The 25,765-nt window shown below is 65.4% G+C and carries 23 protein-coding genes; 10 read left to right on the top strand and 13 right to left on the bottom strand.

Annotated elements, in window-relative coordinates:
* Nucleotides 1-13: 13 nt before the first annotated feature.
* From infB to F562_RS0103910, 4 genes are all read right to left on the bottom strand, one after another.
* Nucleotides 14-2,848, bottom strand: coding sequence for a translation initiation factor IF-2 (infB, locus tag F562_RS0103925; protein ID WP_018155628.1), 2,835 nt, complete (start codon nt 2,846-2,848; stop codon nt 14-16).
* Between the two features lie 105 nt (nt 2,849-2,953).
* The gene (locus F562_RS20510; RefSeq protein WP_083915463.1) at nt 2,954-3,283 is read right to left on the bottom strand and encodes a YlxR family protein; all 330 of its coding nucleotides are present in this window, start codon (nt 3,281-3,283) and stop codon (nt 2,954-2,956) included.
* Nucleotides 3,284-3,349: 66 nt separating this feature from the next.
* Complete coding sequence (gene nusA, locus F562_RS17985; RefSeq protein ID WP_018155626.1) at nt 3,350-4,378, bottom strand: transcription termination factor NusA; 1,029 nt, start codon at nt 4,376-4,378, stop codon at nt 3,350-3,352.
* Nucleotides 4,378-4,899, bottom strand: coding sequence for a ribosome maturation factor RimP (locus F562_RS0103910; RefSeq protein WP_018155625.1), 522 nt, complete (start codon nt 4,897-4,899; stop codon nt 4,378-4,380). The genes nusA and F562_RS0103910 overlap by 1 nt, the downstream gene beginning before the upstream one ends.
* A 100-nt stretch (nt 4,900-4,999) precedes the next feature.
* Between F562_RS0103910 and F562_RS0103905 the strand changes: the two genes are divergently transcribed.
* From F562_RS0103905 to F562_RS17980, 6 genes are all read left to right on the top strand, one after another.
* Nucleotides 5,000-5,941 carry a DUF4439 domain-containing protein gene (locus F562_RS0103905; protein ID WP_018155624.1) on the top strand — a complete coding sequence of 314 codons (942 nt, stop codon included), beginning with the start codon at nt 5,000-5,002 and terminating at the stop codon, nt 5,939-5,941.
* Nucleotides 5,938-6,870: an aminoglycoside phosphotransferase family protein gene (locus F562_RS0103900; RefSeq protein ID WP_018155623.1), complete on the top strand. Its 933-nt coding sequence runs from the start codon at nt 5,938-5,940 to the stop codon at nt 6,868-6,870. The genes F562_RS0103905 and F562_RS0103900 overlap by 4 nt, the downstream gene beginning before the upstream one ends.
* A gap of 71 nt (nt 6,871-6,941) precedes the next feature.
* Nucleotides 6,942-7,655 (top strand): spermidine synthase, encoded by a 714-nt coding sequence (locus tag F562_RS0103895; protein ID WP_018155622.1) that lies wholly within the window; start codon nt 6,942-6,944, stop codon nt 7,653-7,655.
* A gap of 51 nt (nt 7,656-7,706) precedes the next feature.
* Nucleotides 7,707-8,627: a helix-turn-helix domain-containing protein gene (locus tag F562_RS0103890; protein ID WP_018155621.1), complete on the top strand. Its 921-nt coding sequence runs from the start codon at nt 7,707-7,709 to the stop codon at nt 8,625-8,627.
* Entirely contained in the window at nt 8,624-9,184 is a 561-nt protein-coding gene (locus F562_RS0103885) for a dihydrofolate reductase family protein (protein ID WP_018155620.1), read from the top strand. The genes F562_RS0103890 and F562_RS0103885 overlap by 4 nt, the downstream gene beginning before the upstream one ends.
* A 50-nt stretch (nt 9,185-9,234) precedes the next feature.
* The gene (locus tag F562_RS17980; RefSeq protein WP_083915451.1) at nt 9,235-10,416 is read left to right on the top strand and encodes a CapA family protein; all 1,182 of its coding nucleotides are present in this window, start codon (nt 9,235-9,237) and stop codon (nt 10,414-10,416) included.
* A 370-nt stretch (nt 10,417-10,786) separates the two neighbouring features.
* Here the strand turns inward: F562_RS17980 and F562_RS0103875 are convergent, their stop codons facing one another.
* Nucleotides 10,787-12,544 carry a proline--tRNA ligase gene (locus F562_RS0103875; protein WP_156822528.1) on the bottom strand — a complete coding sequence of 586 codons (1,758 nt, stop codon included), beginning with the start codon at nt 12,542-12,544 and terminating at the stop codon, nt 10,787-10,789.
* A 65-nt stretch (nt 12,545-12,609) separates the two neighbouring features.
* Complete coding sequence (locus tag F562_RS17975; protein WP_018155617.1) at nt 12,610-14,598, bottom strand: ABC1 kinase family protein; 1,989 nt, start codon at nt 14,596-14,598, stop codon at nt 12,610-12,612.
* 97 nt (nt 14,599-14,695) lie between these two features.
* On the opposite strand from F562_RS17975, the gene F562_RS0103865 reads away from it, so the two are divergent.
* Entirely contained in the window at nt 14,696-15,463 is a 768-nt protein-coding gene (locus F562_RS0103865) for a maleylpyruvate isomerase family mycothiol-dependent enzyme (protein ID WP_018155616.1), read from the top strand.
* Between the two features lie 25 nt (nt 15,464-15,488).
* Here F562_RS0103865 and F562_RS0103860 read toward each other — a convergent pair whose 3' ends face one another.
* Nucleotides 15,489-16,703 (bottom strand): cysteine desulfurase-like protein, encoded by a 1,215-nt coding sequence (locus tag F562_RS0103860; RefSeq protein ID WP_018155615.1) that lies wholly within the window; start codon nt 16,701-16,703, stop codon nt 15,489-15,491.
* A gap of 79 nt (nt 16,704-16,782) precedes the next feature.
* On the opposite strand from F562_RS0103860, the gene folP reads away from it, so the two are divergent.
* Nucleotides 16,783-17,739: a dihydropteroate synthase gene (gene folP, locus F562_RS0103855; RefSeq protein ID WP_018155614.1), complete on the top strand. Its 957-nt coding sequence runs from the start codon at nt 16,783-16,785 to the stop codon at nt 17,737-17,739.
* The gene (locus tag F562_RS0103850) at nt 17,736-18,383 is read left to right on the top strand and encodes an MSMEG_1061 family FMN-dependent PPOX-type flavoprotein (RefSeq protein ID WP_018155613.1); all 648 of its coding nucleotides are present in this window, start codon (nt 17,736-17,738) and stop codon (nt 18,381-18,383) included. Before folP ends, F562_RS0103850 begins: the two co-directional genes overlap by 4 nt.
* Before the next feature lies 1 nt (nt 18,384).
* Here the strand turns inward: F562_RS0103850 and F562_RS0103845 are convergent, their stop codons facing one another.
* From F562_RS0103845 to F562_RS0103825, 5 genes are all read right to left on the bottom strand, one after another.
* A complete protein-coding gene (locus F562_RS0103845; RefSeq protein ID WP_026180977.1) occupies nt 18,385-19,227 on the bottom strand; it encodes a GNAT family N-acetyltransferase in 843 nt (280 codons plus the stop codon).
* Between the two features lie 86 nt (nt 19,228-19,313).
* The gene (locus F562_RS0103840; RefSeq protein WP_018155611.1) at nt 19,314-21,608 is read right to left on the bottom strand and encodes a heavy metal translocating P-type ATPase; all 2,295 of its coding nucleotides are present in this window, start codon (nt 21,606-21,608) and stop codon (nt 19,314-19,316) included.
* Between the two features lie 36 nt (nt 21,609-21,644).
* Complete coding sequence (locus F562_RS0103835) at nt 21,645-22,583, bottom strand: hypothetical protein (protein ID WP_018155610.1); 939 nt, start codon at nt 22,581-22,583, stop codon at nt 21,645-21,647.
* Entirely contained in the window at nt 22,580-22,786 is a 207-nt protein-coding gene (locus F562_RS0103830) for a heavy-metal-associated domain-containing protein (RefSeq protein ID WP_018155609.1), read from the bottom strand. The genes F562_RS0103835 and F562_RS0103830 overlap by 4 nt, the downstream gene beginning before the upstream one ends.
* 28 nt (nt 22,787-22,814) lie before the next feature.
* Entirely contained in the window at nt 22,815-23,108 is a 294-nt protein-coding gene (locus F562_RS0103825) for a metal-sensitive transcriptional regulator (protein WP_018155608.1), read from the bottom strand.
* A gap of 928 nt (nt 23,109-24,036) precedes the next feature.
* Between F562_RS0103825 and F562_RS0103820 the strand changes: the two genes are divergently transcribed.
* Nucleotides 24,037-24,600 carry a DUF402 domain-containing protein gene (locus tag F562_RS0103820; protein ID WP_018155607.1) on the top strand — a complete coding sequence of 188 codons (564 nt, stop codon included), beginning with the start codon at nt 24,037-24,039 and terminating at the stop codon, nt 24,598-24,600.
* On the opposite strand, the gene ispG is transcribed toward F562_RS0103820, so the two are convergent.
* Nucleotides 24,597-25,760 carry a flavodoxin-dependent (E)-4-hydroxy-3-methylbut-2-enyl-diphosphate synthase gene (gene ispG, locus F562_RS0103815; protein ID WP_040385171.1) on the bottom strand — a complete coding sequence of 388 codons (1,164 nt, stop codon included), beginning with the start codon at nt 25,758-25,760 and terminating at the stop codon, nt 24,597-24,599. The genes F562_RS0103820 and ispG overlap by 4 nt on opposite strands.
* Between the last annotated feature and the right edge of the window lie 5 nt (nt 25,761-25,765).

Here is a 25,765-nt window from a genome sequence, read left to right as displayed (position 1 = left end):
AAATCACCCGATGTCAGACGCGGGGCTTCTCCCGCATCTCGTACGTCGCGATGAGGTCGCCATCCTGCAGGTCGTTGTAGGACCCCAGGTTGATACCGCACTCGAAACCGTCGCGCACCTCGGTCACATCGTCCTTGAAACGGCGCAGGCCAGCGATCTCGATGTTCTCGGCCACGACGACACCCTGACGGGTGATACGCGCCTTGGCGCCGCGCTTGATCTCACCGGACCGCACGATCGAACCCGCGATGTTGCCGAACTTAGAACTGCGGAAGATCTCACGGATCTCGGCAGTCCCGAGCTCGATCTCCTCAAACTCGGGCTTGAGCATGCCCTTCAGCGCCTGCTCAATCTCCTCGATGGCCTGGTAGATCACCGAGTAGTAGCGAATTTCTACGCCTTCCTTCTCGGCGTACTCCGCGTTCTGGCCCTCGGCGCGAACGTTGAACCCGATGATGACCGCCTCTGAGGCGACCGCCAGGTTGATGTTGTTCATCGTGATCGCACCAACACCACGGTCGATGATCCGCAGGTCAACGTCTTCGCCGACGTCAATCTGCATGAGCGCGTCTTCGAGCGCTTCGACCGAACCGGACACATCGCCCTTGAGGATGAGGTTGAGCGTCTCGACCTTGCCCTGCGCGAGCTGAGCGTTGAGGTCTTCCAGGCTGATCCGCTTTCGAGCCTTCGCCAGCGATGCCTGCCGGTCAGCAGCCTCCCGCTTCTCCGCGATCTGGCGAGCCGTCCGGTCGTCCGGAGCCACGATGAAGGTGTCACCGGCACGCGGCACGGATGCCAGACCAGTCACCTGCACCGGACGCGACGGCCCGGCTTCGGTGAGGTTCTGGCCGTGCTCGTCCAGCAGAGCGCGTACGCGACCGTGAGCAACGCCAGCGACGATGCCGTCGCCGACCCGCAAGGTCCCGGACTGCACCAGCACCGTGGCCACCGCACCGCGACCGCGGTCGAGGTTGGCCTCGATCGCTACACCGCGCGCGTCCTTGTCGGAGTTGGCTCGTAGATCGAGCGCCGCATCGGCGGTCAACAGGACCGCCTCCAACAACGCGTCGATGTTCTGACCCTGCTTCGCAGAAACATCGACGAACATGGTGTCGCCGCCGTATTCCTCTGCAATCAGGTTGTATTCGGTGAGCTGCCCACGGATCTTCGCCGGGTCGGCGCCCTCGACATCAACCTTGTTCACGGCAACAACAATCGGGACGTCAGCCGCCTGAGCGTGGTTGAGCGCCTCAATGGTCTGAGGCATCACGCCGTCATCGGCCGCGACGACGAGGATCGCGATGTCGGTCACCTTGGCACCACGAGCACGCATGGCGGTGAACGCCTCGTGACCCGGGGTGTCGATAAAGGTGATCGCGCGGTCTTCGCCTTCATGTTGCTTGTGCACCTGGTAGGCACCGATGTGCTGGGTGATGCCGCCGGCTTCCCCGCCCTGAACGTCCTCGTTGCGGATCGCGTCCAACAGGCGGGTCTTTCCGTGGTCAACGTGACCCATGACCGTGACGACCGGGGGCCGCGCAGACAGGTCTTCATCGGACTCGGCGTCCTCTTCGGCCTCGAGATCGATGTTGAAGGAGCTGAAGAGTTCCTTCTCCTCGTCTTCCGGCGAGACGATCTGGACGTTGTAGCCCAGCTCGGTACCGAGGAGGGCGAAGGTGTCCTCATCCAGGGACTGCGTCGCCGTGGCCATCTCACCGAGGTGAATCAGCACGGTGACCAGGCTGGCCGGATTCGCGTCAATCTTGTCCGCGAAATCGGTGAGTGAGGCACCACGACGCAGACGCACGATGGTGCTGCCGTCCCCACGGGGTACGGTCACGCCGCCAACGCTGGGCGCCTGCATCTCCTCGAACTCGCGACGCTTAGCGCGCTTGCTCTTGCGGGCACGTGCCTTGCCGCCACCGCGACCGAACGCACCTTGCGTCCCACCACGGCCACGACCGCCGCCGCCGGGGCGTCCGGCGAAGCCGCCGCCGCCACCTGGGCCGCCACCGCTGCGGGCACCACCGGGGCCACCGCTTCGACCACCGGGGCCGCCACGCTGGGGGCGTTCGCCCGGACGCGGAACCGCGGCCTTGCCCGGCATCATGTTCGGGTTGGGACGTGCCCCCGATGGACGCGGGCCAGCCGCACCGGCGCTGCTGGGGCGCGGCCCAGCTGAGCCACCGCCTTCTTGCCGGTTGCCGCCACGTGGCATGCCCTGGCTGGGCGCGAACGGGTTGTTGCCCGGACGTGCTCCACGTCCGGAACCAGAACCCGTACGCATGCCCTGACTGGGTGCGTAGGGGTTGTTGCCCGGACGGGCTGAGCCACCTGGCCGCGGGGCCGGGCGAGGCGCCGCTCCGCCGCTGGGACCAGGCTTGCTAGGTGCCGGTCCCGGCTTGGTCGGGGCGGGGCCCGGAGTGGGCTTGTCCGCTGCCGCAGGGGTCGCCGGTGTGGGCGCTTCCGCTGCCGGCGCGGGGGCTGGCTTGGCTTCTGCTGCTGGCGCCTCAGGTGCCTCGGTCACCGGCTCCGGAGCAGCAGGTGCTTCCGGCTCTGGCGCCGACGGGGCCGCTGGCTCGGCAGGTGCCGCGGGTCCCGGCTTGGGACCTGGCTTTGCCGCAGACTTCTTCGCCGGAGCAGGCTTTGCTGGGCCTGCGGAAGGCTCGGCCTTCTCGGCTGGCTTTGCCGTAGCGGGCGGATTCTCGCGAATCTTCCGCACGACCGGCGCTTCAATGGTGGAGCTAGCAGATTTGACGAACTCGCCCTGCTCCTGCAGGTGGGCGAGCAGTTCCTTGCTCTTGACCCCGAGCTCTTTAGCAAGCTCGTGGACCCGGACCTTTGCCACGTTTCTCCTTGGTGGATCGTGACGGTCCGGGCGGGGCCGACGTGATGTCGGCAGCACGAACCGTCAGGTTTGGGTGCTCATCGGTGAGTACTCATCGGGTGCTCATCAGCGTTGAACCCGCTTCCTACGGTCATCCGCGGCGCCTTTCGCCGCGACTCCTTGCAATTCGTACTCCACTTGCGCTGTGCGTACGGCCGCGGTGAGTTCGCCGAGGTCTACCTCGGCGGCTACCCGCAGTCCCCGCGCAAAGGCCCGCCGGCGGATGGCCTGGTTCAGGCAATCCATCGTCGGGTGCAACCAGGCCCCTCGGCCCGGCTGTCGTTGTTGCCGATCAAGGCGGATCAGGACTGGGCCTGACACCTCCGACCGGTGGGCAACGACGCGCCACAAGACAGAACGATCATCACGTCGACGGCATCCCACGCACGTTCGCATTCCAGCGTGCGGGCGCAGAGATCGACCATTGGACGTCTGACCGGTCGCCACTATCGTACCGGCTCCCTAGGCCTGGTCCGTGCCGGGCTCACCCTCAGGGCTTGTGGCCTCGGGCACAGTGTCGGGTCGAATATCAATCCGCCAGCCCGTCAATTTGGCAGCAAGCCGGGCGTTCTGGCCTTCCTTGCCGATCGCCAGACTGAGCTGAAAGTCAGGCACGATCACCCGAGCAGACCGGGAACGTTCGTCCACAATCTCGACGTGCTGCACCTGAGCGGGCGACAGCGCGGACTTGATGAACTCGGCTGGGTCGTCGGAGTAGTCGACGATGTCGATCTTCTCCCCCTGCAGTTCGTTCATCACCGCGCGCACCCGGCTGCCCATCGGACCAATGCACGCACCTTTAGGGTTCAAGCCTTGGTCCTTGGCGCGGACGGCAATCTTGGTGCGATGGCCTGACTCGCGCGCTAGCGCGGAGATCTGAACCGAACCGTTCGCAATCTCCGGGACTTCAAGTTCAAAGAGCGCCCGGACCAAGTTGGGGTGCGTCCGCGACAACGTGATCTGTGGGCCCTTCATTCCGCGCTTGACGCTGACCACGAAGGTCCGGAGCCGCTCGCCGTGGCGATAGGTCTCACCGGGCACCTGCTCGGCCGACGGCATGCTGCCTTCGACAGAGCCGAAATCCACGCGCACAACGCGGGGGTCGCTCGACTGCTGGATGCGGCCTGCAACCACATCGCCTTCGCGACCGAGAAAGTCGCCGAAGATGGCCTCATCCTCAATGTCGCGCATCCGCTGCGTGATGACCTGACGCGCCGTCGCCGCCGCGACTCGGCCGAACCCCGTGGGGGTGTCATCGAATTCGGGCCCGGGATCGCCATAGTTGCCCTCTTCGTCGGCGACCGCGTCCTCCCGCGCCCACACCACAACGTGTCCGGACTTGCGGTCCAACTCGACGCGAGCGCTCCGAAAGGAGCCGTCCGTGCGGTGGTATGCCGTCAACAGCGCCTGTTCAATCGCGGGGATGATGACGTCCATCGGAATTTCCCGCTCAGACTCCAGCAGCCGCAGGGCCGCCATGTCGATATCCATTAGTTCTCCTCATCGGCGCGGTTAAATTCCAACTGGACCATGCCCTTGGTGATGGCGGCATGGTCCACACGAACAGACTCTTGGCCGTCGTTGACCACGACGGCATCGTCATCGGATGACTCGATTCGACCCGTGAGCGATTCCTGCTCGGGCCGGTCTAGGCGCACGAGTCGGCCGACATTGCGGCGGAAGTGGCGGGCCTCGGTCAGCGGTCGGTCGGTGCCGGGCGAACTGACCTCCAGGACATAGGCCTGCTCACCCATCGTTCCGGCCGCGTCGAGGGCCTCCCCGACAGCACGCGTGGCCTCAGCAACTGCATCAAGGCTCAGCGGCTCGACGATCGAGGAATGGTCGCCGTCCGCGAGTTCGCTGAGATCGGTGTCGAGAAGGATCCGGACAAGTCGACGCTTTCCGGCGGGCGTGACTGACACATCTTCGACGACAAGGCCAAGAGGCTGGACGGCGGCGGCGACGTCAGTCAGCACAGTGGCTTCTCTGGACGTTCGTTCGCGTGCGCTCATGTCCTGCCTCTGTTCTCGAGTTTGCGTGAACCGGTGGTGATCCGGTCCGGAAAGCCTAACGGAGAACACGTCATGCTGTGACCGGCGAGGGGGCCGTGGCATGATCTCGAACGTGCAGGGTCAGGGGGAAGTCGCAGCATCTCGCAGGATCGTGCTGGCCGGAGTCTTGACCGCGCCCGCCGCGCTATTGCTCTCCGGCTGCGGTGTACGGATGGAGCGGGACGCTCCCGAAATCCCAGGGGTTCGTACTCAGGGACCGCCCGATGATCAAGCCCTGCTGTTAGCGACGCGCAGGTCCCTTCAGCACGTTCTCGACGTGGCCGAACGGGTTCCCGCCTCGGACAACCGGTGGATAAGTCCGATCAAAGACATGCATCGCGCTCAACTCTCTGAGCTGAGCTCGGTGATGGCCGATGCGGGCATACGCCTTCCCGCGCCGACCACCGCCACAGCGATGGCGACCGCGACCGTTGGAGTGAAAGAACTCACGGCATCCGAGGGCGACTACCCCGCAATCGGAACCGAACAGAAGGCGTGGGCTGCCTCGAAGCACAACTGCGCGATGTTGGTTTCGATCTGCGCCTCACGAAGAGCAGCCCAGGTGCTGCTGCAGCCGTCAAGGACCTTGACGCACGGAACGGCACCCGCCGCCACGAGTTCGCTCCCGATCTCACGAGCTGTCCGCCCGGCGGTCTATGGCTTTGAACAGATCGCGGCCAAGACTGACCCCGACGATCGAGACCTGGTCAACAGCACCCTGGCTTGGCTGTCGGGTGCACGCGACGCGCTGAAGCCGGTGGTGGGTGAGCCCGAACGACCGACGTACGTGATGCCGGTTCGCGTCACCGACGCCCTCAGCGCAAGGGCACTGGCCCGAGCATTGCTCACTGATGTCATCACAGCGGTCGCTTCTCAGGTTGACACGATCGCGCCTCAGGGTCGCGGGGCACAGGACTGGGCGATCCGAGTATGGGCTCTCGCCGCAGCCGACTACGCGCGCTGGGGCGGCCCGTTGGCAGCATTCCCCGGCACGGATTCATGATCGATCTCAACGATATTCGCCGAGATCTACCGACGGGCTTCGTCGACATGGTCGAGGGTAGACCCGCCGAAGGCGACCTGACTGGTGACGAGTGGCTGGAGGTTCTTCCGCGCCTGGTGCGCGAGTGCGCGCAGGAGTGGGACCTACGCGCCGTGGGACCGATCCGGTACGGCATGTGCGGCTTGGTCGTGCCAGTCCAAAGCAGTCGCGGAGGCGCGGCGTTCAAGATCTCCTGGCCGCATGTCGAGGCCAAGCACGAGCATCTGGCGTTGCGCGCCTGGGACGGTCAGGGCGCCGTACGCCTCCTAGCCGCCGACCCGAATCGATGCGCCCTGCTCCTGGAGTTGCTCGACCCCGATCGGGAGCTATCAACGCAAGACGTCGACCTTTCCACGGAGGTTATCGGCAGGTTGCTACGTCGCCTTGACCGGCCAGCGATGCCTCAACTCGTCCGGCTATCAACGGAATCCGCCCGATGGGCCGAGCAGTTGCGGACTTATGGCACGCGGGTTCTACCCCGGCGGATCGTCGATCGAGCCGCGGCGATCTTCACCGAACTCGGGCAGGAGGACGGCGTCGACAGCCGACTGGTGCATACCGACTTGCACGATATGAATGTGCTGGCCGCCGAGCGCGAGCCGTGGCTGGCCATCGACCCCAAGCCCATCGCGGGCGTGCCCGAGTTTGGAGTCGCACCACTGGTGTGGAACCGCGCACACGAGGCCCGACAGTCCCACTCAATCCGTGCCGAACTGCGGCGACGCATCGAAATCGCCTGCGATGCAGGCGAACTCGACGTCGACCGCGCCATGCTATGGACGCTTGCACGCTGCGCTCAGAACGCTGCCGGGGAAGCCGAGAACGATGTCGGAGTGGACGACGACATGGTGTCGTGGTGGGTCACGTGCTGCAAGGCGATGCAGGACTGAGCCACCGGCTGACCTTAGGGTTTCCTCATCTGCACCCGGCAACTCGCCGACCACCATGTGAGGAAGATGCCGTGCCCGCTCGCTTCGAGGAACTCGACTGGCAACCCACCGATCGCGGTGAGATCAGTCTTCGACGCCGGTACGACCCGGTCGCGAAGGCCGACATCTTCGAGGTTCGGCTGGGTGAAGAGTTCCTCATGTCCAGTCTGTTCACCGCTGCGGAGTGTGAACTGGCACGACTCGCGCTCGCGTGGGTGGACCGTTCCGAGGTGCGAGTTCTCGTCGGCGGCCTCGGCCTCGGCTACACCGCCCAGACTGCTCTCGGCGACCCGCGCGTGACCGAGGTCGTGGTGATCGATGCGATGGAACCGGTCGTGGATTGGCATCGCCGCGGACTACTGCCGGACAACCCGGGCCTTGCCACCGACCCGCGCTGTCGCCTCGTGCATGACAACTTCTTCCGGGTGGTCTCCGTCGAGCCAGACGCGTCGTACGACGCCATCCTGCTCGACATCGACCACACCCCACAGCACCTTCTGCACCCCGATCACGCGCCGTTCTACACCGAGACAGGACTGCGCTCGATGGCCCGACACCTCAACGACGGTGGAGTCTTTGCGCTGTGGTCCGATGATCCGCCGGAAGCGGCTTTCAGTGAGGTGCTCGCCAGTGCCTTTGCTCGTACGGCAGCCGAGGTCGTGTCCTTCGCCAATCCCCTGACCGGAGGCGAGTCACGCAACACGATCTATCTCGCGCAGGGCGTGCGGCACGGCTCATCGGGCTGAACCGCAAGAACGGTCGGGCGTTCGTGCGGTGTTTCGGGCCAGACTGGTCACATGACCGAACGCGACCGACTGCGCGAACTACTCGACGCAGTCCTCGACGAGGACCACCCAAGGCTCGCGGACATGGCCGACGGTGCACACGCCTCGCAGTTCCACTTCTCTCGCCTCGTATCGCGCGGCACCGGCGAGTCTCCTGTCGCGATGCGGCGTCGAGTCATGCTGGAGCGTGCGGCATGGCAGTTGCGGGAGGGCACAAGCGTGACCGACGCGGCGTGGTCCGCTGGCTATGAGTCCGTCGACGGATTCAGTCGCGCCTTTGCGCGAGGGTTCGGCCACCTTCCGAGCGAATCTGCCTCGAACCATTGGCTTCCCGCACCGAATGGCATCCATTTTCATCCCCCGACGTCACTCTGGGTTACCTCGACAAAGGCACCGATGAATCCCCTCATCGAACAACTCATCGCCCACGACCTGGCAGATACACAGGACCTGTTGGAGACGGCGCAAGGGCTGTCAGATCACGCGTTGCGTGCCGTCCGGGCAAGCGGCACCACCGTTCTGCCATGGGACGGACCGGAGGAATCGGTCCTCCAGGTCCTGACCAATCTAGTCTTCGCCAAGGAGGTATGGCATGCCGCAATCGTTGGAACAACCATGCCAACCAGGGACGAAAGCTCAAGCCCCACAACACTTCTCGCGCGGCACAGAGTGGTGGCGACAGGCTGGCTGGCAGTCGTTCGCGATATCGACGAACGCGGTGCATGGGAAGACCGGCTCATCGACGCGCTATGTGACCCGCCCGAGAGTTTCGTCATGAGCGGCGTGATTGCCCACGTCGTGACCTACTCATCGCACCGGCGCCAACTTGCCCGTCAATGGATGCGCCAATGCGGAGTCGAGGTCGACGAAGGCGACCCGATTATGTGGCTGCGCAAGCAACGTCAAGAGCAATCTGGAGGGGACCACCGATGAGCAAACTGACCTACTACACCGCTGTCACACTCGACGGCTTTATCGCCGACAGCGACGATTCCCTCGCGTGGCTGTTCCCACAACCGCAGGAGGCTGACGGGCCGCTGAACTACGAGTCGTTCTTCTCCGGCATCGGCGCGCTGGTGATGGGTTCTACGACCTACGAGTGGATCCTGAGACATAGCGCTGAGGTGGAAGCAGAGACCGGCTCGTCCTGGCCGTACGATCTCCCGACCTGGGTGCTAACCTCCCGCGATCTCGACCCGGTCGAAGGCGCCGACGTTCGATTCGCCTCAGGCGACATTGATCTGGTGCACGCTGAGATGGTTGCAGCCGCCAAAGGCCGGGACCTGTGGGTCGTGGGTGGTGGTGACCTCGCCGGACAGTTCGCCGATGCAGGACTCCTGGATGAGGTGATCACCTACGTCGCGCCCGTCACTCTAGGCGCCGGGCGCCCGCTGCTCCCCCGGCGCCTGGAACTCGCCCTGGTCGAGACCGGTCGCAACGGTGCCTTCGCCTGCTCGCGCTACGCCGTACTTGGCCCTGCCCCTTGGTAACGATTCCGCGACTGCACACAAATCGTGGGCATCGCTCGTAGATTGGAATCATGAATGGGTGGGGAAAATTCAGTGGGGTGATGTGTGCCCTCGCACTGCTTCTGGCGGGATGCGGGGTGCTCGGACAGGACGGCCGTCAGGAGGCTAATCGGAGCGCATCCGAGTCCGGGCGAGCCTCCCCGATCACTTCGCGCGCAACAACGGTCACCGTGGCGAGCAGCGGGGACATTCTGATCCACGTCCCGGTCCGCACGAGTGCTCAGTCCTGGGCCGAGGCGACGGGCGCTAGGAGCGAGTTCGACTTCGATCCGATGTTTGCTGGGGTGAAGAAGGAACTGTCGGAACCAGACGTGATGATCTGCCATCAGGAGACCCCGATCTCGGCTACCAATGATGACCTCAGCCCGCCCGGGTCAATGATCTACTCCGCGCCGTCTCAGATCGCCACCGCAATAAAGAAAGCTGGCATCGACGGCTGCTCGACCGCCTCCAATCACGTCCTCGACCGAGCCGCCGAGGGCATCACCACGACCCGCAACCAATTGGCTAAGGCAGGGCTCAAAGTGGCCGGGCCGACCAGCGACCGGGACAAGGACGGTATGCCGGCGATCTACGAGGCCAGCGGTGTCAAAGTCGCCAACCTGTCCTACACCTACACACTGCCCAACCAGTCTGCACCCAACACGACAGTGCCACCGGGGCAAGAGCACCTCGAGAAGTACCTCTGGCCCAAGCTCGGCGCCAAAGGCATCCTCGCCGACGCGAAGAGGGCCAAGAAGTCTGGATCCGACCTGGTGACGGTGAACATCCACTGGGGTGGCGAGTACCAAGTCGACCCATCCACGGAGCAACGTGAGTTAGCCAAGAAGCTCACCGCGTCGCCGTACGTTGACGGGATCTTCGGCGCGCACGCCCACGTCATCCAGCCGTGCTCGACCATTAACGGCAAGACGGTGTTCTATGGACTCGGCAACTTCCTGTCGAACCAGGGGCCGGGCACCGTCGGCACGCTCGATGAATACAACGCCGACGGCGCCATCGCGCAGTACACCTTCACGCGCTCCGCCTCTGGAAACTGGAGCCAGAAGGCCAGCTATCAACCCACGATGGTGGACGTGAAAGACCGACACCAGATCACGGCGTCGACCCCGCAGAACAACCCAGAGTCGTTCTCCCGCACCAGGTCTCGGATGAACAAGCTCGGAGACTGTAAGGCGACGGCCGCGGGCTAGGCCAGTAATGCAACGTCCGTCGAGCAGGCGAGCGCAAACCGCTGGTCTCGACACGGCGGGGTATCGACCGACGTTAGGACACAAACGCCGGTCGAGCAGGCGAGCGCGCTAGCGCGAGCCGTGTCGAGACCACCGGCGCGGCACCAAGGTCTCGACACGGCGGGGTCTCGACAAGCTCGACCGACGTTAGGACACAAACGCCGGTCGAGCAGGCGAGCGCGCTAGCGCGAGCCGTGTCGAGACCACCGGCGCAGCACCAAGGTCTCGACACGGCGGGGTCTCGACAAGCTCGACCGACGTTGGGGGCTCGACCGACGTTGGGGGCTCGACCAACGTTGGGTGGTCTCGACCGGCGAAAGGGGCTCGCAGGTCAGTTGCGTACCTCGCGGACAACTTCGGCGATGACGTCATCGACGGGGACGTCGCGGCCGTCGCCGCTGCGGCGGTCCTTGAGCTCGACCACACCATCGGCCAAACCGCGGCCCAGGACCAGGATGGTCGGCACACCCAGCAGCTCGGCGTCCTTGAACTTCACCCCCGGAGAGACCTTCCTACGGTCGTCGTAAAGCACCGAAACCCCTTGGGCCTCTAGCTGACTGACGACTTCCTCAGCCTTGATGTACGTCGCCTCATCTTTGCCGGTCGCGACCAGGTGCACATCCGCGGGAGCGAGGGTCCGCGGCCAGCACAGGCCCGCCTCGTCGACATTGTTCTCAGCAACGGCGGCGACGGCGCGCGAGACGCCGATGCCGTATGACCCCATCGTCACGGTCGCGAGTTTGCCGTTCTCGTCGAGCACCTTCAGGCCCAGCGCCTCGGCGTACTTCGTGCCGAGCTGGAAGACGTGCCCCATCTCCATCCCGCGCGCGGCCCGCAGGGTGCCATGCCCATCAGGGCTTGGGTCGCCGTCGCGCAAACGCGCCGCCTGGATGGTTCCATCGGCGGTGAAATCACGGCCGTTGACCAGATTCATGACGTGCTTGCCGCGCTCATCGGCGCCCGTCGCCCACGCCGAGCCGACGGCGACCAGCGGGTCGAGCAGGTATCGGATGCCAGCGGGCTTGTCCGCGCCGAGTGCGCCCGGTCCGATATAGCCCTTCGCGAGCGCAGGATGCTTGGCGAAGTCAGCATCCGTGAATGGCTCAACCTCAGCCGGCTTCACCTGGGTCTCGAGGCGCTTGTCGTCGACCTCCCGGTCACCAGGCAGGCCGACCGCCAGCGGCTCGCGCGTGCCATCGGGGTGGACGAGCATGACGACGACGTTCTTGAGGATGTCGCCCTCACCCCACTCCCGCCCGTCATTCCGCGGATGCTTCTCGTTGAGTTCGGCAGCCTGAGTGGCGACCGTCCCGGCGTTGAGGCTGTCGTAGACCTGCGCCGCGGGCACCCCAGAGGCGTCGACCTCCGGCGCCTGCGGGATCTCGACCGCCTCGACATTGGCGGAGTAGCCGTGCTCGTCGCGCACGAATGTGTCTTCTCCATGCTCACTGATCGCGAGGAACTCCTCGGATGCTGAGCCGCCCATGGCACCGGAATCGGCCTGAACGATGACGTACTCGAAGCCGAGCCGATCAAAGATCTTGATGTATGCCCCGCGGTGGGCGTCGTACGCCTTCTCCAGGCCAGCCTGGTCGACGTCGAAGGAGTAGGAGTCCTTCATGATGAACTCGCGGCCGCGCAACAGGCCCGCCCGCGGACGGATCTCGTCGCGGTACTTCGTCTGGATCTGGTAGAGCGACAGCGGGAAATCCTTGTACGAGTTGTACAGATCCTTCACCGTGAGGCAGAAAATCTCCTCGTGCGTGGGGCCGAGCAGCATGTCGGCGTCCTTGCGGTCCTGCAGACGGAACATGTCATCGCCGTACTCGGTCCAGCGCCCCGTCGTGTCGTACGGCTCGCGTGGCAGCAGCGCGGGCATCCGTACTTCCTGGGCACCGATCGCGTTCATCTCTTCGCGGACGATGTGCTCCACCTTCTGCAGCACCCGCAGACCAAGCGGTAGCCAGGTGAATACTCCGGGCGCTACCCGGCGGACATAGCCCGCGCGAACCAGCAACCGGTGGCCCGGCAACTCCGCGTCGGCCGGGTCCTCACGAAGGGTTCGCAGGAACAGGGTCGACATACGCATGGCCACGGGGTTCTCCTTCACGACGGGTGAGTCCGTCGCGAGGATATCGGTGACGCCGTGCGTGACTACTCGCGGCGGGTCTCATAGCTGCCGCGGAAGATGAGTACCACGGCTCGACAACCCAGCACGAAGGCAAACAACAGCAGCACCAAACCGAGGTAGGTGGTGAGGCGCAACGTGCCTCCGATCACGGGTCCTTGCTGCGCGAGAGCAAGCAGGACTCCGCATAGTGCTGTGGTGGCCGTGAGAAGCGTGATGACCAACTGCTGCACCAGGTTGGTGACAAATCGCCGCTCGCCGGGGTCCTGAAGGGTCCGCACCGTCACGGTCAAGGAGCCGGTATGCAGGTCCTCCACGACACTGTTGAGGCGTCGTGGAAGGCGTTGCACCATCGGCAACAGGCCCGACAGTTGGTCGGTGAGTTCTGCCTTGATTCCCTCCGGCGTGACGCGGTCGGCAACGACCGCACGCCCTTGCTCTCTGGCGGCACCGACGAGGTCGATCCGAGGATTCAGCAGCCGCAGCGTGCCCTCGAGCGCACCCAGGGAGCGGAAAGCGGCCGCGACACCCGGCGGTACGGACAGCCCGTGCCTCAACACCAACCGCAGCAGAGCCACGAACATCTCGGCGGCTTGCCCGCGGACGTGACCGAATCTCATGATGAGTTGGCCGACGTCCCGCTCCAGGGCACGGTCATCGAGCGCGCCGGGAGCATCCAAAAGGTCGGTGAGCGCCCCCGTGGCGGCGGCCGCATCCTGTCGATCGACGGCCAGCATGAGCAGCCCCAACGAGGTACGCGCCCCGCGGTCGAGGCGGCCCACCGAACCGAAGTCGAGCAGGGACAACCGCGCCTGCTCGTCGATCAGCACATTGCCGGCGTGCAAGTCGGCGTGGAATACGCCGGTATCCAGGACCTGGGCCAGGACGGTGCCAAGCAAACCGTCGGCGAGCTCTGCGCGGCGCTCGGCGGGGATCTCACTCACGACAGCGCGGGCGTTCGAGAGCGGCTGCCCGGGCATCAGGTCCATGACCAGCACCCGACGCGAACTGATCTGCTCATGGACGATCGGCACCTGGATGGGCGATTCCTTCGGCAACGCCGCACTGACGGCGGCGACATTGCTCGCCTCGACGCGATAGTCGAGTTCTTCCTCCAGCGCCGACGAAAAACCGGACGCCAGGTCCAGGACTCCAAGGCGGCGCGCCCATGGAGCCGTGCGCTGCAGCCACCGTGCCAGGCGCATCACAATGTCCAGATCCGCGGTGACCTGAGCCCGTGCATCCGATCGCTGAATCTTGACCACGACCGGCGATCCGTCCAGCAGTGTTGCCCGGTGTACCTGCCCGACCGAGGCCGCTGCCAAGGGTTCACGGTCGATGTCAGTGAAGACCTCTGATGTCGGTCGCCCCATCTCGCTGGCCAGCGTCTGCTCGACCTGGGCCCACTCTTGCGGCGGGACATTTGCGTGGAGGCGGGACAGCTCCTCGATGTACTCGGCGGGAAGGACATCTGGCCGAGTACCAAGCATCTGGCCGAGCTTGACGAAGGTCACGCCGCCGGCGGTCAGTGCCTCACGCAGGGCGCGCGCGGTCGTGGAGGCCGGCTGATCGTCGCCGCGCGAGCGCGGCGTGAGATAGCGGCCCAGGCCATGGCGCACCGCGATCCGCCCGATCACGACGTAGCGACGAGTGCGACGCCAACGTGCGGGCGCGGTGCGTACGAGCTCGACTGGGCCTGGCACGCTCCCGGTGGGGACGAGTGCCTCCAGAATCGCAAGCAATCCCACTTCAAGAGCAACGAGCCAGGCGACCAGCAGCACGGTGACCAGGACCAGCACGGCCTGGTCCTCCGTGGCGGATCCGGCGCCCGCGGCCTTGCTCAGGCCGAGATTCTCTAAAGCCCAGGGCAGCAACTCAGCCGCCGCGCTGTTGGCGACCAGACTGAGGATGAGGGTGCGCGGCCATCCGACTGGCACACCGAGCAGGCGCCTGGCCACGATCCCGATGAGCAGAGCGTTGACAATGGCTCCGAGAATCACCCCGATGACGTTCATGCACTGAACCTACGGCGACCCAGCCACGAATGGGCCAGGACCCCGCGGACCCGCCAGCCCTTGGTCGCAGGCGTTGCCCCTGACTAGGGTTTCGGGCATGCCCACTTCGGTCACCTTTGAAGCGCACTTGGACGCCCTTGCCCTGGCGACCGCGCGGATTCATGCCTATGGCGATGCCGCTGGCCTGGACGCCGCGGTGCCGACCTGCCGCGGATGGAGCGTTCAAGACTTGGTCGCCCATCAGGGGATGGTTCATCGCTGGGCGTCCAATATCGTGCGCGAACTCCCCCGACGCGCTACAGATGCCTGGGAGCAAGAAGGGCGCGGAGTCAGCGACCCCATGGCCTGGCTCGGGCACGGCTCAGATGTCCTGCGCGCCGCTTTGATGCAGGCGCCACCGGACCTGGACGTGTGGTTCCTGCTTCCCAACGGACCCGCCCCTCGGGACGCGTGGGCACGCAGACAGTGCCACGAGACCACGATGCACGCCGTCGACGCACTGTCGGCTCAGCTCGGGCGGGTCCCCTTAGCCCGTGAGGCCGACCTGCCCGCCGACATCGCGGCCGATGGCGTCGATGAGATGCTCACCGGTTTCGCGGCACGCCCGAGTGTTGAACTTCGCTCACCGGAACCCCTCACCGCCGAGGTCCGCGCGCACGACACGGGTGATGTGTGGCGCATTCAGATCTCCGACCAACCGCTGATCGTCGAACGGACGACCACCGCCGGGGCCGCGGCCAGCGTGGTGTACGGCACCGCCGCGCAGCTCTACCTCGGTCTGTGGAATCGAGGAAACGAGATGTCCAGCGAGGGGCACGACCTAGTGCCGCTGTGGCGCAACCGAGTGAAGGTCAGCTGGTCCTGATCTGCGCGCCGAGGATCGCGCGGATTCAATTGCGTTCGATCTGGACTGCTCGGCGAACGCCGTCGACTAGGCGGGCGACCTCATCACCGGAGGTATAGGGCGCCATGCCCACACGTACGCCCCCACTGTCACCGAGCCCAAGTGCGCGTGAGGCCTCCAACGCATAGAACGATCCGGCTGGCGCATAGACCCCCTCTGCGGCCAGGCGCTCAGCGATTCGGGCGGACTCGACTCCCTCGACCGTGAAGAGAAGCGTCGGCGTGCGCTGAGCGGCACGCCCCCAGAGCCGTAGTCCCTCCACTTGTGCCAGGCCGTCCTCGGCCTGCTCGCGCAAGGTGTCCTCGGCATCGTCTAGCGCCGCCAACGACAGGCTGAGCGCCTTCCGCCGCTGCCCCGACCATGGCCCTGCCAACCCGGCGAGGAAGTCGACCGCAGCGGTCGCGCCGGCAAGGAGTTCGTACGGCAAGGTGCCCAACTCGAACCGCTCGGGCACCTGGTTCGCGCTGGGCAGTAATTTGTCGGGCCGAAGCTCTTCCAACACCTCAGTACGTCCCACCAGCACGCCGAGGTGCGGACCGCAGAACTTGTAGGGCGAGAACGCATACAGATCCGCGCCCATCGCAGCCACATCGACAAAAGCGTGCGGTGTCAGGTGCACGCCATCGACATAGGACAGCGCACCGGCCTCTCGGACCACGCGGGTGATGGCCGAGACGTCGGGGCGAGTGCCGATGAGGTTCGACGCGCCGGTGAATGCTACGAGGCGGGTTCGCGCCGACAACACTTCTTCGATGGAACTGGTCGTGAGTTCGCCCGTGTCCGTGTCGAATTCGGCCCAACGCACCATCGCCCCGACCGCACGAGCGGCATCGACCCAGGGTCGAATGTTCCCGTCGTGGTCGAGTCGGCTGACCACAACCTCGTCACCCGGGCCCCAGTCCTTGGCCATTGTCCGCGCCACGTCATAGGTCAGTGCCGTCATGCTGCGACCGAAGACCACCGCCTCCGACGGCACGCCCGTGAGGTCGGCCATGGCACCGCGCGCGCTCATGGTGACCTCATCGGCACGTCGAGACGCGGGCGTCAGCGGACCGCGGTTGGAGATCGGGCCAGTCAGCGTGGTCGACACGGCCTCCGCGACACTCTGCGGCACCTGGGTGCCGCCAGGCCCGTCGAAGAAGGCCCCACCATGGGCCAGAGCCGGGAACTGAGCGCGCACAGAGGGGACATCGATGGTCATGAGCCGACGGTAGCAATCACGCCCAGGTGCGTCGGTCATACTAGGCACCCGGCAGGGAATCCCAGGGAGGCGACAGGACGTGGGCAGCATCGTCAACGACGTTGTGCCCGCTTCCCCTCAGCCCAGCACTGCCTTGAGGTTGCGCGACACCGTGTTCGACGCGTCTCGTCCCGCCGTCATGGCCATCATCAACCGCACCACTGACTCGTTCTGGTCAGGCAATCGTCACGCCGACCTGAACTCCGCCAAGCAGGCGCTCCAGGAGGCCGTGGAGCAGGGCGCCGACATGGTCGACGTCGGCGGGGTTCGCGCGGGCCAGCAAGGCGAGGAGGTCGACGCCGCCGAAGAAATCCGCCGGGTAGTGCCCTTTCTTGAGCACGCACGCTCGACCTATCCCACACTGATTCTGAGCCTCGACACCTGGCGAGCCGAGGTCGCCCGGGAAGCCGGAGCCGTCGTGGATTTGATCAACGACACCTGGGCTGGCCATGACCCCGCACTGGTCGAAGTCGCCGCCGAACTGGGAGCCGGCGTGGTGTGCTCTCATACCGGCGGGCTGCCGCCTCGGACCGACCCGTCCGACATGCGCTATGCCGACGACCAAGGTGACGACGAACTGGCCGTCGTACGCGACGTGCTCCGAACGCTCCGACGCGGTGCGCATCACGCGCTACGGGCGGGAGTCCCCGCCGAGCGAATTCTCCTGGACCCCACCTTGGACTTCGGCAAAACCACCCGGCATTCCCTGACAGTCCTTCGGCATACGTCGTCGGTCAGTTCACTGGGATTCCCTGTACTGCAGGCGCTTTCGCGTAAGGACTTCATCGGCGAAACGCTCGACCTACCCGCTGATGACCGTCTCGAAGGCACGCTCGCGGCCACCGCCGTTGCCGCATGGTTGGGGACGACGGTCTTTCGAGCGCATGACGTACGCGCCACTCGCCGGGTCATCGACATGGTTGCTTCTATCCGCGGCGACCGACCGCCCAACCTCGCTGTCCGTGGCGAACCGAACGATGCTCAGGAGCGACGATGAAACCCGGCCCCGACCTATCTGCACTCCCGCGAATCACCACCGTCGATGAGTTGGTCGCCGTCGTGGGCGAGCCTGAGATTGCCGTTCGTGACAAGGTGCAGCACTCGCTCGACGAGGTCGATCGAGAGTTCCTTGCCGCGTCCCCACTGTGCTTCGTCGCGACACGGGGTTCACATGGGGCCGATGTCTCCCCCAAGGGCGACCCGCCTGGCTTTGCGGTCGTCCTGGATGACCGCACCATCGCCCTGCCGGAGCGTGCTGGAAACAAGCGCGTCGATGGGTACCACAATCTGCTGGAGGACGATCGGGTTGGCCTGATCTTCCTGGTTCCGGGCCAGGGATACACCTTGCGCATCAACGGGCGAGCTCAGTTGGTCACCGACGGCCCGTTCTTCGATGACATGGTCGTGCGTGGTCACCGCCCTGAGCTGGCGATGGTGGTGCAGATCGATGAGGTTTTCAACCACTGCCCCAAGGCGTTCATGAGGTCTAAGACCTGGAAACCAGAGACGTGGGACCCGGACCGCACCCTGGGGTACGCCGACCTCGCCAAGCGCAAGTGGCGGCGCGCTGACGATCCTCGTGAGGTCGAGGAGCACTACTCGCCGCAGACCTACGACCGGCAGCTGTACCCAAGCGACTGAGTCAGAGGATCACGGTCGCAAAGGTGGCGACCTGCTCGAATCCTGCATGCTGGTAGGTCCGCAGCGCTGGCTCGTTGTAGCCGTTGACGTACAACGTCGCTGTCGGCGCGATGGTCGCCAGCACGTGTTCGACGACCGCGTTCATCGCCGGAACCGCGATGCCCTTGCCTCGGCGGTCAGGCGCGACCCATACGCCCTGAATCTGCGCGACACCTAGCGCGCAGGACCCAACATCGGCCTTGAACACCACTCGCCCATTCTCCATCACCACGAAGGTATGCCCGCCCGCGATGAGGTGCGCGACCATGTTGCGGTAGTCGCGGTCCGACCCGGTAAAGGGCGGATAGCCGATCTCTTCAGTGAACATCGACACCGACGCAGGCAGGACGAGGTCCAGTTCGTCGGGTCGCGCCGGACGCACCCGTGGGTCGATCTCACGGCCGCAACGCGAGGGCAGCGAGGTGACGGCCAGCATCGGTTGCTGGGCCCGAAAGGAGCGTGGCGTACCCCAACTGCGGTTCAGCCGGTCCCAGAGCGGAAGCACCTGCTCGGCCGCTCCGAAGATCGAGGACGCGCGCCGACGGTGCCTGCGCAGGCGTGGCAAGAGGGCTTCCAATGCAGCGTCATCGCACTCAACCGGAACGATGTTGGCCGATGTCCAGCACACAGCGCGCAACTGGCCGTCGTCGGACACACCAAGCGCCGAACCGGAGGCCAGGAGACCCCCCTCCATCACCCGCGCGGCAACGAAAACATTGCGCAGCGGGTCCTGCCCGCACACACGCAATGCCTCCTTGTCGTCCCGCGCGCCCAGGGGTCGAGTCGCGCCAAATGTCCGCAGCACGGGTCTAGCCTGCCTTGGCGAGGTGGGGTTCTGGGGCGAATACCTGCAATTTGGACGTGGTTGCGCTTCCGGTCGGACGGCGACCATTAACCCGCAGCGGCCTGGAAACGGCGCAGACGCAGGCTATTGGTCACCACGAAGACCGAGGACAACGCCATCGCCGCTCCGGCGAGCATCGGGTTTAACAAACCTGCCGCCGCTAATGGAAGCGCCGCGACGTTATAAGCGAACGCCCAGAACAGGTTGCCTTTGATGGTGGCCAACGTGCGCCGCGATAGTCGGATCGCGTCGGCCGCCACGCGCAGGTCTCCGCGCACGAGCGTCAGATCCGAGGCCTCGATCGCGGCGTCTGTTCCCGTTCCCATCGCCAACCCCAAGTCCGCCTGAGCGAGCGCCGCAGCGTCGTTGACTCCATCGCCGACCATGGCTACGCGCCGCCCCTCTGCCTGCAGCTGGGCGATCACCTCGACCTTGTCGGCCGGCATGACCTCAGCGATGACGTCCTCGGTGTCAATGCCGACTTCTGCGGCCACCGACGCAGCGACCGCGCGATGATCTCCGGTCAGCAGCACCGGACGGAGACCGAGATCCCGCAGCTGCCGGATGGCTTCGGTCGACGACGGTTTGATGGCGTCAGCCACGACCAGCACACCGCGTGCGCGACCGTCCCAGCCGACCGCGATGGCCGTACGCCCTTGTGTCGCAGCGCGGTCGTACGCCTCCTGCAGCGACGGAGAGAGCGGCTGTGACCAGTCGGCGAGCAGCTGGGGCCGACCAACGAGCACCGCGTGGCTGGTGTCTCCGTCCAGAATCACACCCTGGACGCCAAGACCCTGGACGTTGGCAAAGCCTTCGACCGCACGGAATGTGCCTGTCTGCTCGGCTGCAGCAGCGGCGATCGCCTGGGCGATCGGGTGCTCAGAGGCCCGCTCCAGCGCCCCGGCGAGGCCCAAGACTTGGTCCGCATTCTCGCCGTCGTCGCAGACGACGTCGACCAACACCATCTGACCGGTCGTGACAGTGCCCGTCTTGTCGAGCACCACCGTGTCAATGCCGGTCGTGGACTCCAAGACCTCTGGCCCCTTGATCAGGATGCCTAACTGGGCGCCGCGCCCCGTACCGACCATGAGCGCGGTCGGTGTCGCCAGTCCGAGGGCGCACGGGCAGGCAATGATGAGCACCGCCACCGCTGCGGTAAACGCCGTGGCGGCGCCAACTCCGGAGCCGAGCCAGAAGCCAAAGGTGGCCACCGACAGGCCGATCACGATCGGGACAAAGACCCCCGAGATCCGGTCCGCAAGACGTTGCGCCTGGGCTTTCCCGTTCTGGGCGTCTTCGACCATGCGCGCCATCTGGGCAAGTTGGGTGTCGGCGCCAACCCGGTTCGCCTCGATGACAAGGCGCCCGCCCGCGTTGACCGTCCCACCGACGACGGCGCTGGTAGGCCCGACCTCGACCGGCATCGACTCCCCCGTCACCATGGAGGCATCGACGGCTGATGACCCGTCGAGGACCGTTCCATCGGTGGCGATCTTCTCGCCGGGACGCACGACGAAGTGATCGCCAACAGTCAGTTCTTCCACCGGGATTCGCGTTTCCTGCCCCTCCCGCAGGACTGTCACCTCTTTGGCGCCGACTTCGAGTAGCGCCCGCAAGGCTGCGCCAGCCTGACGCTTGGACCGCGCCTCAAGATATCGGCCGGCCAGGATGAAGGTGGTGACCCCGGCGGCAGCCTCGAGGTAGATGTTGCCGCTGCCGTCGGTGCGCTCGACGGTGAACTCGAAGGGGTGGGTCATGCCGGGTTCGCCTGCGGTGCCGAAGAACAGCGCGTAGAGCGACCACCCGAGAGCCGCCAGCGTCCCCACCGAGATGAGCGTGTCCATCGTCGCGGCGCCGTGGCGCAGGTTGACCCACGCCGCACGGTGGAACGGCCAAGCAGCCCACACCACGACCGGCGCCGCGAGCGTCAAGGACAGCCACTGCCAGTAGGTGAACTGCCATGCCGGGACCATCGCCATCGCAATCACCGGAACCGTGAGCACCGCCGAGATCAGCAGGCGTTGGCGCAGCGCACGCACCGGGTTGAGACGCTCGTCGTCGGAGCCCTCGCTCGCCTGCCCGTCCACGTCAAGCCTCTGAGGTTGTGGCAGACGCGCCTGGTACCCGGCCGCTTCGACCGTCTCCACGAGCGTCTCCGGCTCGACATCGGCGGCGTAGGTGACCTTCGCCTTCTCCGTCGCATAGTTGACACTCGCCTGGACGCCAGCAAGCTTGTTGAGCTTGCGCTCAATGCGATTGGCGCACGATGCGCAGGTCATCCCCTCGATGGCGAGTTCTACCTCGTGGTCTGCAGCGAAAGACTGAACTGCGTTCTGAGTCATGGGGATAACGCCTCCTTCGGGTGTGATCTGACGTGGTCAGTGGGTGTGGTCGGTGTCTGCATGAGCAGGTTCGGATTCTGGTGGCGTGGCGGCGCCTCCGGCGCGAACGGTGAACTCCGCGGTGCGTACGACCCCGTCGTGTTTGAAATCGAGGAAGAACCGATAGGTCCCCACACTGGGAGCCGTCGTGTGGAAAGCGATGCCAGGGCCGGGCTTGGTTGAGCCGTCTCCCGGTTCGCCGTCCGGGTGGACGTGCAGGTAGGCCAGGTCGCCGTCGCGTAACGCCACGAGGTGGCCATACGCGCCGAGATAGGGCTCGAGGTTCGTGACCGGCCGGCCGTTCTGAGCGACGCTGAGGACAAGCTTGCGGCCCTGATTCGGCTTCAAGTCACCCTTCAGCGTCACGGTGTAACCATCGACGGTCGTCGTTCGCGACGGCCCCGGAATCGGTTGTGGCCCAGTGGTTCCCGCTACCTCCAGGTCTGCACCGAGCGTCATTGACTCGCCGCGTCCGCTGGGCATGAAGTCCGCGAACACGCGCCACGTTCCAGGGCTCAAGCGGACGCCCACAGACCACCGTCCGCTCGCGTCCCGGGTGGGATGAACGTGCTGGAAGCCCGATAGATCGCGGCGGACCACGATCAGGTGCAGGTCTTTGTCGTGCTGGCGGCGATAGTCGGTCACCGGCTTGCCATCGGGCCCGAGGATCTGAAAGCTCAGTTCGCCCTCGCCAGACGCTCGAATCGGACGGTCCAGGACCAAGGTGTATCCGTGTTCAGAAACCTGCAGACCACCGGGCGCCGGTGTCGTGGTGCGATCCTGGCCAGGCGCCGATTGCTGCTCGCCGCCGTGATGGGATGCCGCCTGCGCCTGCGGCTCTCCGAGCGGACCCACGAATCGGCCGAGACCGAACGCTGCGGCGAGGACGAGCGCCAGCCCAGCGACAAAGGCTCCGAGCTTGGTGATGGTGGTCATGGCGCAACCTGGTAGCCAGCTTCCTCGACAGCGCTTCGCACGCTCGTGTCGTCAACGGGTGCGTCACTGGTGACCGTGACGAGTCCGGACTCGACGTCGACCTCCACCGCGGTCACACCCGCAATGTCGGTGATCTCTTCCGTGACGGACGCAGCGCAGTGACTGCAGGTCATGCCAGTGACGGTGTAGGTGGCGGTATTCATGGCGTACTCCTTGGTCTGGTGGGTGAGTTCAGGAACGGACGAGCCTGGCAATGGCCTCGGAGGCTTCCTTCACCTTGGCGTCAGCCTCGTCGCCGCCTTGCTTGGCCGCATCGACGACGCAATGGCTCAAGTGCTCCTCCAACAAGCCGAGGGACACCGACTGCAGCGCCTTCGTCATGGCCGACACCTGGGTGAGGATGTCGATGCAGTACTTCTCCTCCTCGACCATGCGCTGCAGACCGCGGGCCTGGCCCTCAATGCGCTTCAACCGGCGCAGGTAGTCGTCTTTGTTGCCGATGTAGCCGTGCTGGTGCTCGCTCATCGAGAACCTCCTGTGGTTGCCGTTTCGGTCAACACCATACCCCCCTATGGTATTCCTCACCACCGCCCCCCGCGCCGTCGAGACCCACCCCGCATCGAGACCACCTAGATCAACGCTGGTCGAGTAGGTGGGAACGCAGTGACCGCCGTATCGAGACCACCTCGCCAGGGCCTCGACACGGCCTCGGCTAACGCCTCGACCGGCTCGACCGGCGTTGAACACCCAACGCTGGTCGAGTAGGCGGGAACGCAGTGACCCGCCGTATCGAGACCACCCACCAGAGGTCTCGACACGGCTCGCCCTACGGGGCTCGCCGGCTCGACCGGCGTGCGCTCATTAGCTGTTGACTGGCGGCAAATCGTGGGTACCTGGCGCTCCACACCGCCCATTTGCCGCCGGTCGAGCTTGTCGAGACCGCCGAGCCACACAACGCCGGTCGAGTAGGCGGGAACGCAGTGACCGCCGTATCGAGACCACCTCGCCAGGGCCTCGACACGGCTCGCCCTACGGGGCTCGCCGGCTCGACCGGCGTGCGCTCATGAGCTGTTGACTGGCGGCACATCGTGGGTACGAGGCGCTCCACACCGCCCATTTGCCGCCAGTCGAGCTTGTCGAGCTTGTCGAGACCCCGCCGAGCCACACAACGCTGGTCGAGTAGGCAGGAACGCAGTGACCCGCCGTATCGAGACCACCCACCACGGGTCTCGACACGGCCTCGGCTAACGCCTCGACCGGCTCGACCGGCGTTGAACACACAACGCTGGTCGAGTAGGCAGGAACGCAGCGACCCGCCGTATCGAGACCACCCACCAGAGGACTCGACACGGCCTCGGCTAACGCCTCGACCGGCTCGACCAACGTGAGAAAGGACTGCTCGACCAACGTGAGAAAGGACTACTCGACCGGCGTGAGATGGGATAGTCGCGGTATGCCAGATCTACTCCCCGGCGCTCGCGTACACGTGGACCATCAGAAATGGGATGGGAGCCCACACTGGCAGAACGGCGACGGGCGTTATCTCGGTACGGACCAGTGGGGTCGGTGGATCGGGGTCTTCGCTGGCGCCCGGATCTATCGGCAGGGGCACGAGTTCACCAGCGACGTTGACTCCGTCGCGGTGCTGCCTTCGGCGCATTGGTGGGCGGCGCGTTTCTACGACCGGCCGCCGGCGCCAGACCACGACCCCGATCTAGTGAATGTCTATGTCGACATCTGCTCAGTACCGCAGTGGCACCTAGAAGAGACCCCCGTGCGCCTCTCGCTGATCGACCTCGATCTCGACGTCATCCGCTGCGGCGAGACGACGTTCATCGATGACGAGGACGAATTTGCCGAACATCAGGTGAGTTACGGCTACCCCGCAGCCATCGTCCAGCGCGCCGAGGCGACAGCTGGCGAAGTCCTGGAGCAAGTCACCGCCCGAACGGGACCCTTCGCGACCGGTGTGGCCGAGCGATGGTTTGCCGCCCTCCTCGGTCTGCCGGTCAACTAGCCGACAGTGACAGTCGGGGATCCGGCACCGTCAGCGGCGCCTTCGCCCTCACCTATCTCCTCCGCGATACGCATCGCTTCCTCGATGAGGGTTTCAACGATCTGACTCTCGGGCACGGTTTTGATGACCTCACCCTTGACGAAGATCTGGCCCTTGCCGTTGCCGGATGCCACCCCGAGGTCGGCCTCACGTGCCTCGCCCGGACCGTTGACCACGCAGCCCATCACGGCGACGCGCAGCGGCACCTCCATACCTTCGAGGCCAGCAGTGACCTCATCGGCGAGGGTGTAGACGTCAACCTGGGCGCGGCCACATGACGGGCAGGACACGATCTCCAGCTTGCGCGGGCGCAGATTGAGGCTCTGCAAGATCTGGTTGCCGACCTTGACCTCTTCGACGGGCGGCGCCGACAGCGAGACACGGATGGTGTCGCCGATGCCCTTGGACAGCAGCGCGCCGAACGCAGTCGCCGACTTAATCGTTCCCTGGAAAGCCGGGCCCGCCTCGGTCACTCCAAGGTGCAACGGCCAGTCACCGCGCTCGGAGAGGAGTTCGTACGCTCGCACCATGACGACCGGGTCGTTGTGCTTGACCGAGATCTTGAAATCGTGGAAGTCGTGTTCCTCAAAAAGTGATGCTTCCCACACCGCGGACTCGACCAATGCCTCAGGTGTCGGCTTGCCGTACTTCTCCAGCAACCGCTTGTCTAGCGACCCGGCGTTGACCCCAATGCGGATTGAGACACCCGCGTCTTTGGCTTCCTTGGCGATCTGCGCGACCTGGTCGTCGAACTTGCGGATGTTGCCAGGGTTGACGCGTACGGCCGCGCATCCGGCGTCGATCGCCGCAAAGACATACTTCGGCTGGAAGTGGATGTCGGCGATCACGGGGATCTGAGATTTCTTTGCAATGGCGGGCAAAGCTTCAGCGTCATCAGCGCTCGGGCAGGCCACCCGGACGATGTCACATCCCGATGCGGTGAGCTCGGCGATCTGCTGCAGCGTGGCGTTGATATCGGTCGTGGGGGTCGTCGTCATCGACTGCACGGAGACGGGCGCGTCGCCGCCGACGTCGACCTTGCCGACCTTGATTTTGCGGGTCTTGCGCCGCGGGGCGAGGACAGGCGGCGGGGCAGCTGGCATTCCGAGGGACACGCTCATACGCC

Origin of the sequence: Demetria terragena DSM 11295 (genome assembly GCF_000376825.1) — a bacterium.
Classification (GTDB): domain Bacteria; phylum Actinomycetota; class Actinomycetes; order Actinomycetales; family Dermatophilaceae; genus Demetria; species Demetria terragena.
This window is presented reverse-complemented; position numbering and strand designations above follow the sequence as displayed.

What these genes read in the sequence shown, in the direction of transcription:
- F562_RS20510 (WP_083915463.1), bottom strand. Translation starts at nt 3,283, where the DNA reads ATGCGAACGTGCGTGGGATGCCGTCGACGTGATGATCGTTCTGTCTTG.
- nusA (WP_018155626.1), bottom strand. Translation starts at nt 4,378, where the DNA reads ATGGATATCGACATGGCGGCCCTGCGGCTGCTGGAGTCTGAGCGGGAA.
- F562_RS0103910 (WP_018155625.1), bottom strand. Translation starts at nt 4,899, where the DNA reads ATGAGCGCACGCGAACGAACGTCCAGAGAAGCCACTGTGCTGACTGAC.
- F562_RS0103905 (WP_018155624.1), top strand. Translation starts at nt 5,000, where the DNA reads ATGATCTCGAACGTGCAGGGTCAGGGGGAAGTCGCAGCATCTCGCAGG.
- F562_RS0103900 (WP_018155623.1), top strand. Translation starts at nt 5,938, where the DNA reads ATGATCGATCTCAACGATATTCGCCGAGATCTACCGACGGGCTTCGTC.
- F562_RS0103890 (WP_018155621.1), top strand. Translation starts at nt 7,707, where the DNA reads ATGACCGAACGCGACCGACTGCGCGAACTACTCGACGCAGTCCTCGAC.
- F562_RS0103885 (WP_018155620.1), top strand. Translation starts at nt 8,624, where the DNA reads ATGAGCAAACTGACCTACTACACCGCTGTCACACTCGACGGCTTTATC.
- F562_RS17980 (WP_083915451.1), top strand. Translation starts at nt 9,235, where the DNA reads ATGAATGGGTGGGGAAAATTCAGTGGGGTGATGTGTGCCCTCGCACTG.
- F562_RS0103875 (WP_156822528.1), bottom strand. Translation starts at nt 12,544, where the DNA reads ATGCGTATGTCGACCCTGTTCCTGCGAACCCTTCGTGAGGACCCGGCC.
- F562_RS17975 (WP_018155617.1), bottom strand. Translation starts at nt 14,598, where the DNA reads ATGAACGTCATCGGGGTGATTCTCGGAGCCATTGTCAACGCTCTGCTC.
- F562_RS0103865 (WP_018155616.1), top strand. Translation starts at nt 14,696, where the DNA reads ATGCCCACTTCGGTCACCTTTGAAGCGCACTTGGACGCCCTTGCCCTG.
- F562_RS0103860 (WP_018155615.1), bottom strand. Translation starts at nt 16,703, where the DNA reads ATGACCATCGATGTCCCCTCTGTGCGCGCTCAGTTCCCGGCTCTGGCC.
- F562_RS0103850 (WP_018155613.1), top strand. Translation starts at nt 17,736, where the DNA reads ATGAAACCCGGCCCCGACCTATCTGCACTCCCGCGAATCACCACCGTC.
- F562_RS0103840 (WP_018155611.1), bottom strand. Translation starts at nt 21,608, where the DNA reads ATGACTCAGAACGCAGTTCAGTCTTTCGCTGCAGACCACGAGGTAGAA.
- F562_RS0103835 (WP_018155610.1), bottom strand. Translation starts at nt 22,583, where the DNA reads ATGACCACCATCACCAAGCTCGGAGCCTTTGTCGCTGGGCTGGCGCTC.
- F562_RS0103830 (WP_018155609.1), bottom strand. Translation starts at nt 22,786, where the DNA reads ATGAATACCGCCACCTACACCGTCACTGGCATGACCTGCAGTCACTGC.
- F562_RS0103825 (WP_018155608.1), bottom strand. Translation starts at nt 23,108, where the DNA reads ATGAGCGAGCACCAGCACGGCTACATCGGCAACAAAGACGACTACCTG.
- F562_RS0103820 (WP_018155607.1), top strand. Translation starts at nt 24,037, where the DNA reads ATGCCAGATCTACTCCCCGGCGCTCGCGTACACGTGGACCATCAGAAA.
- ispG (WP_040385171.1), bottom strand. Translation starts at nt 25,760, where the DNA reads ATGAGCGTGTCCCTCGGAATGCCAGCTGCCCCGCCGCCTGTCCTCGCC.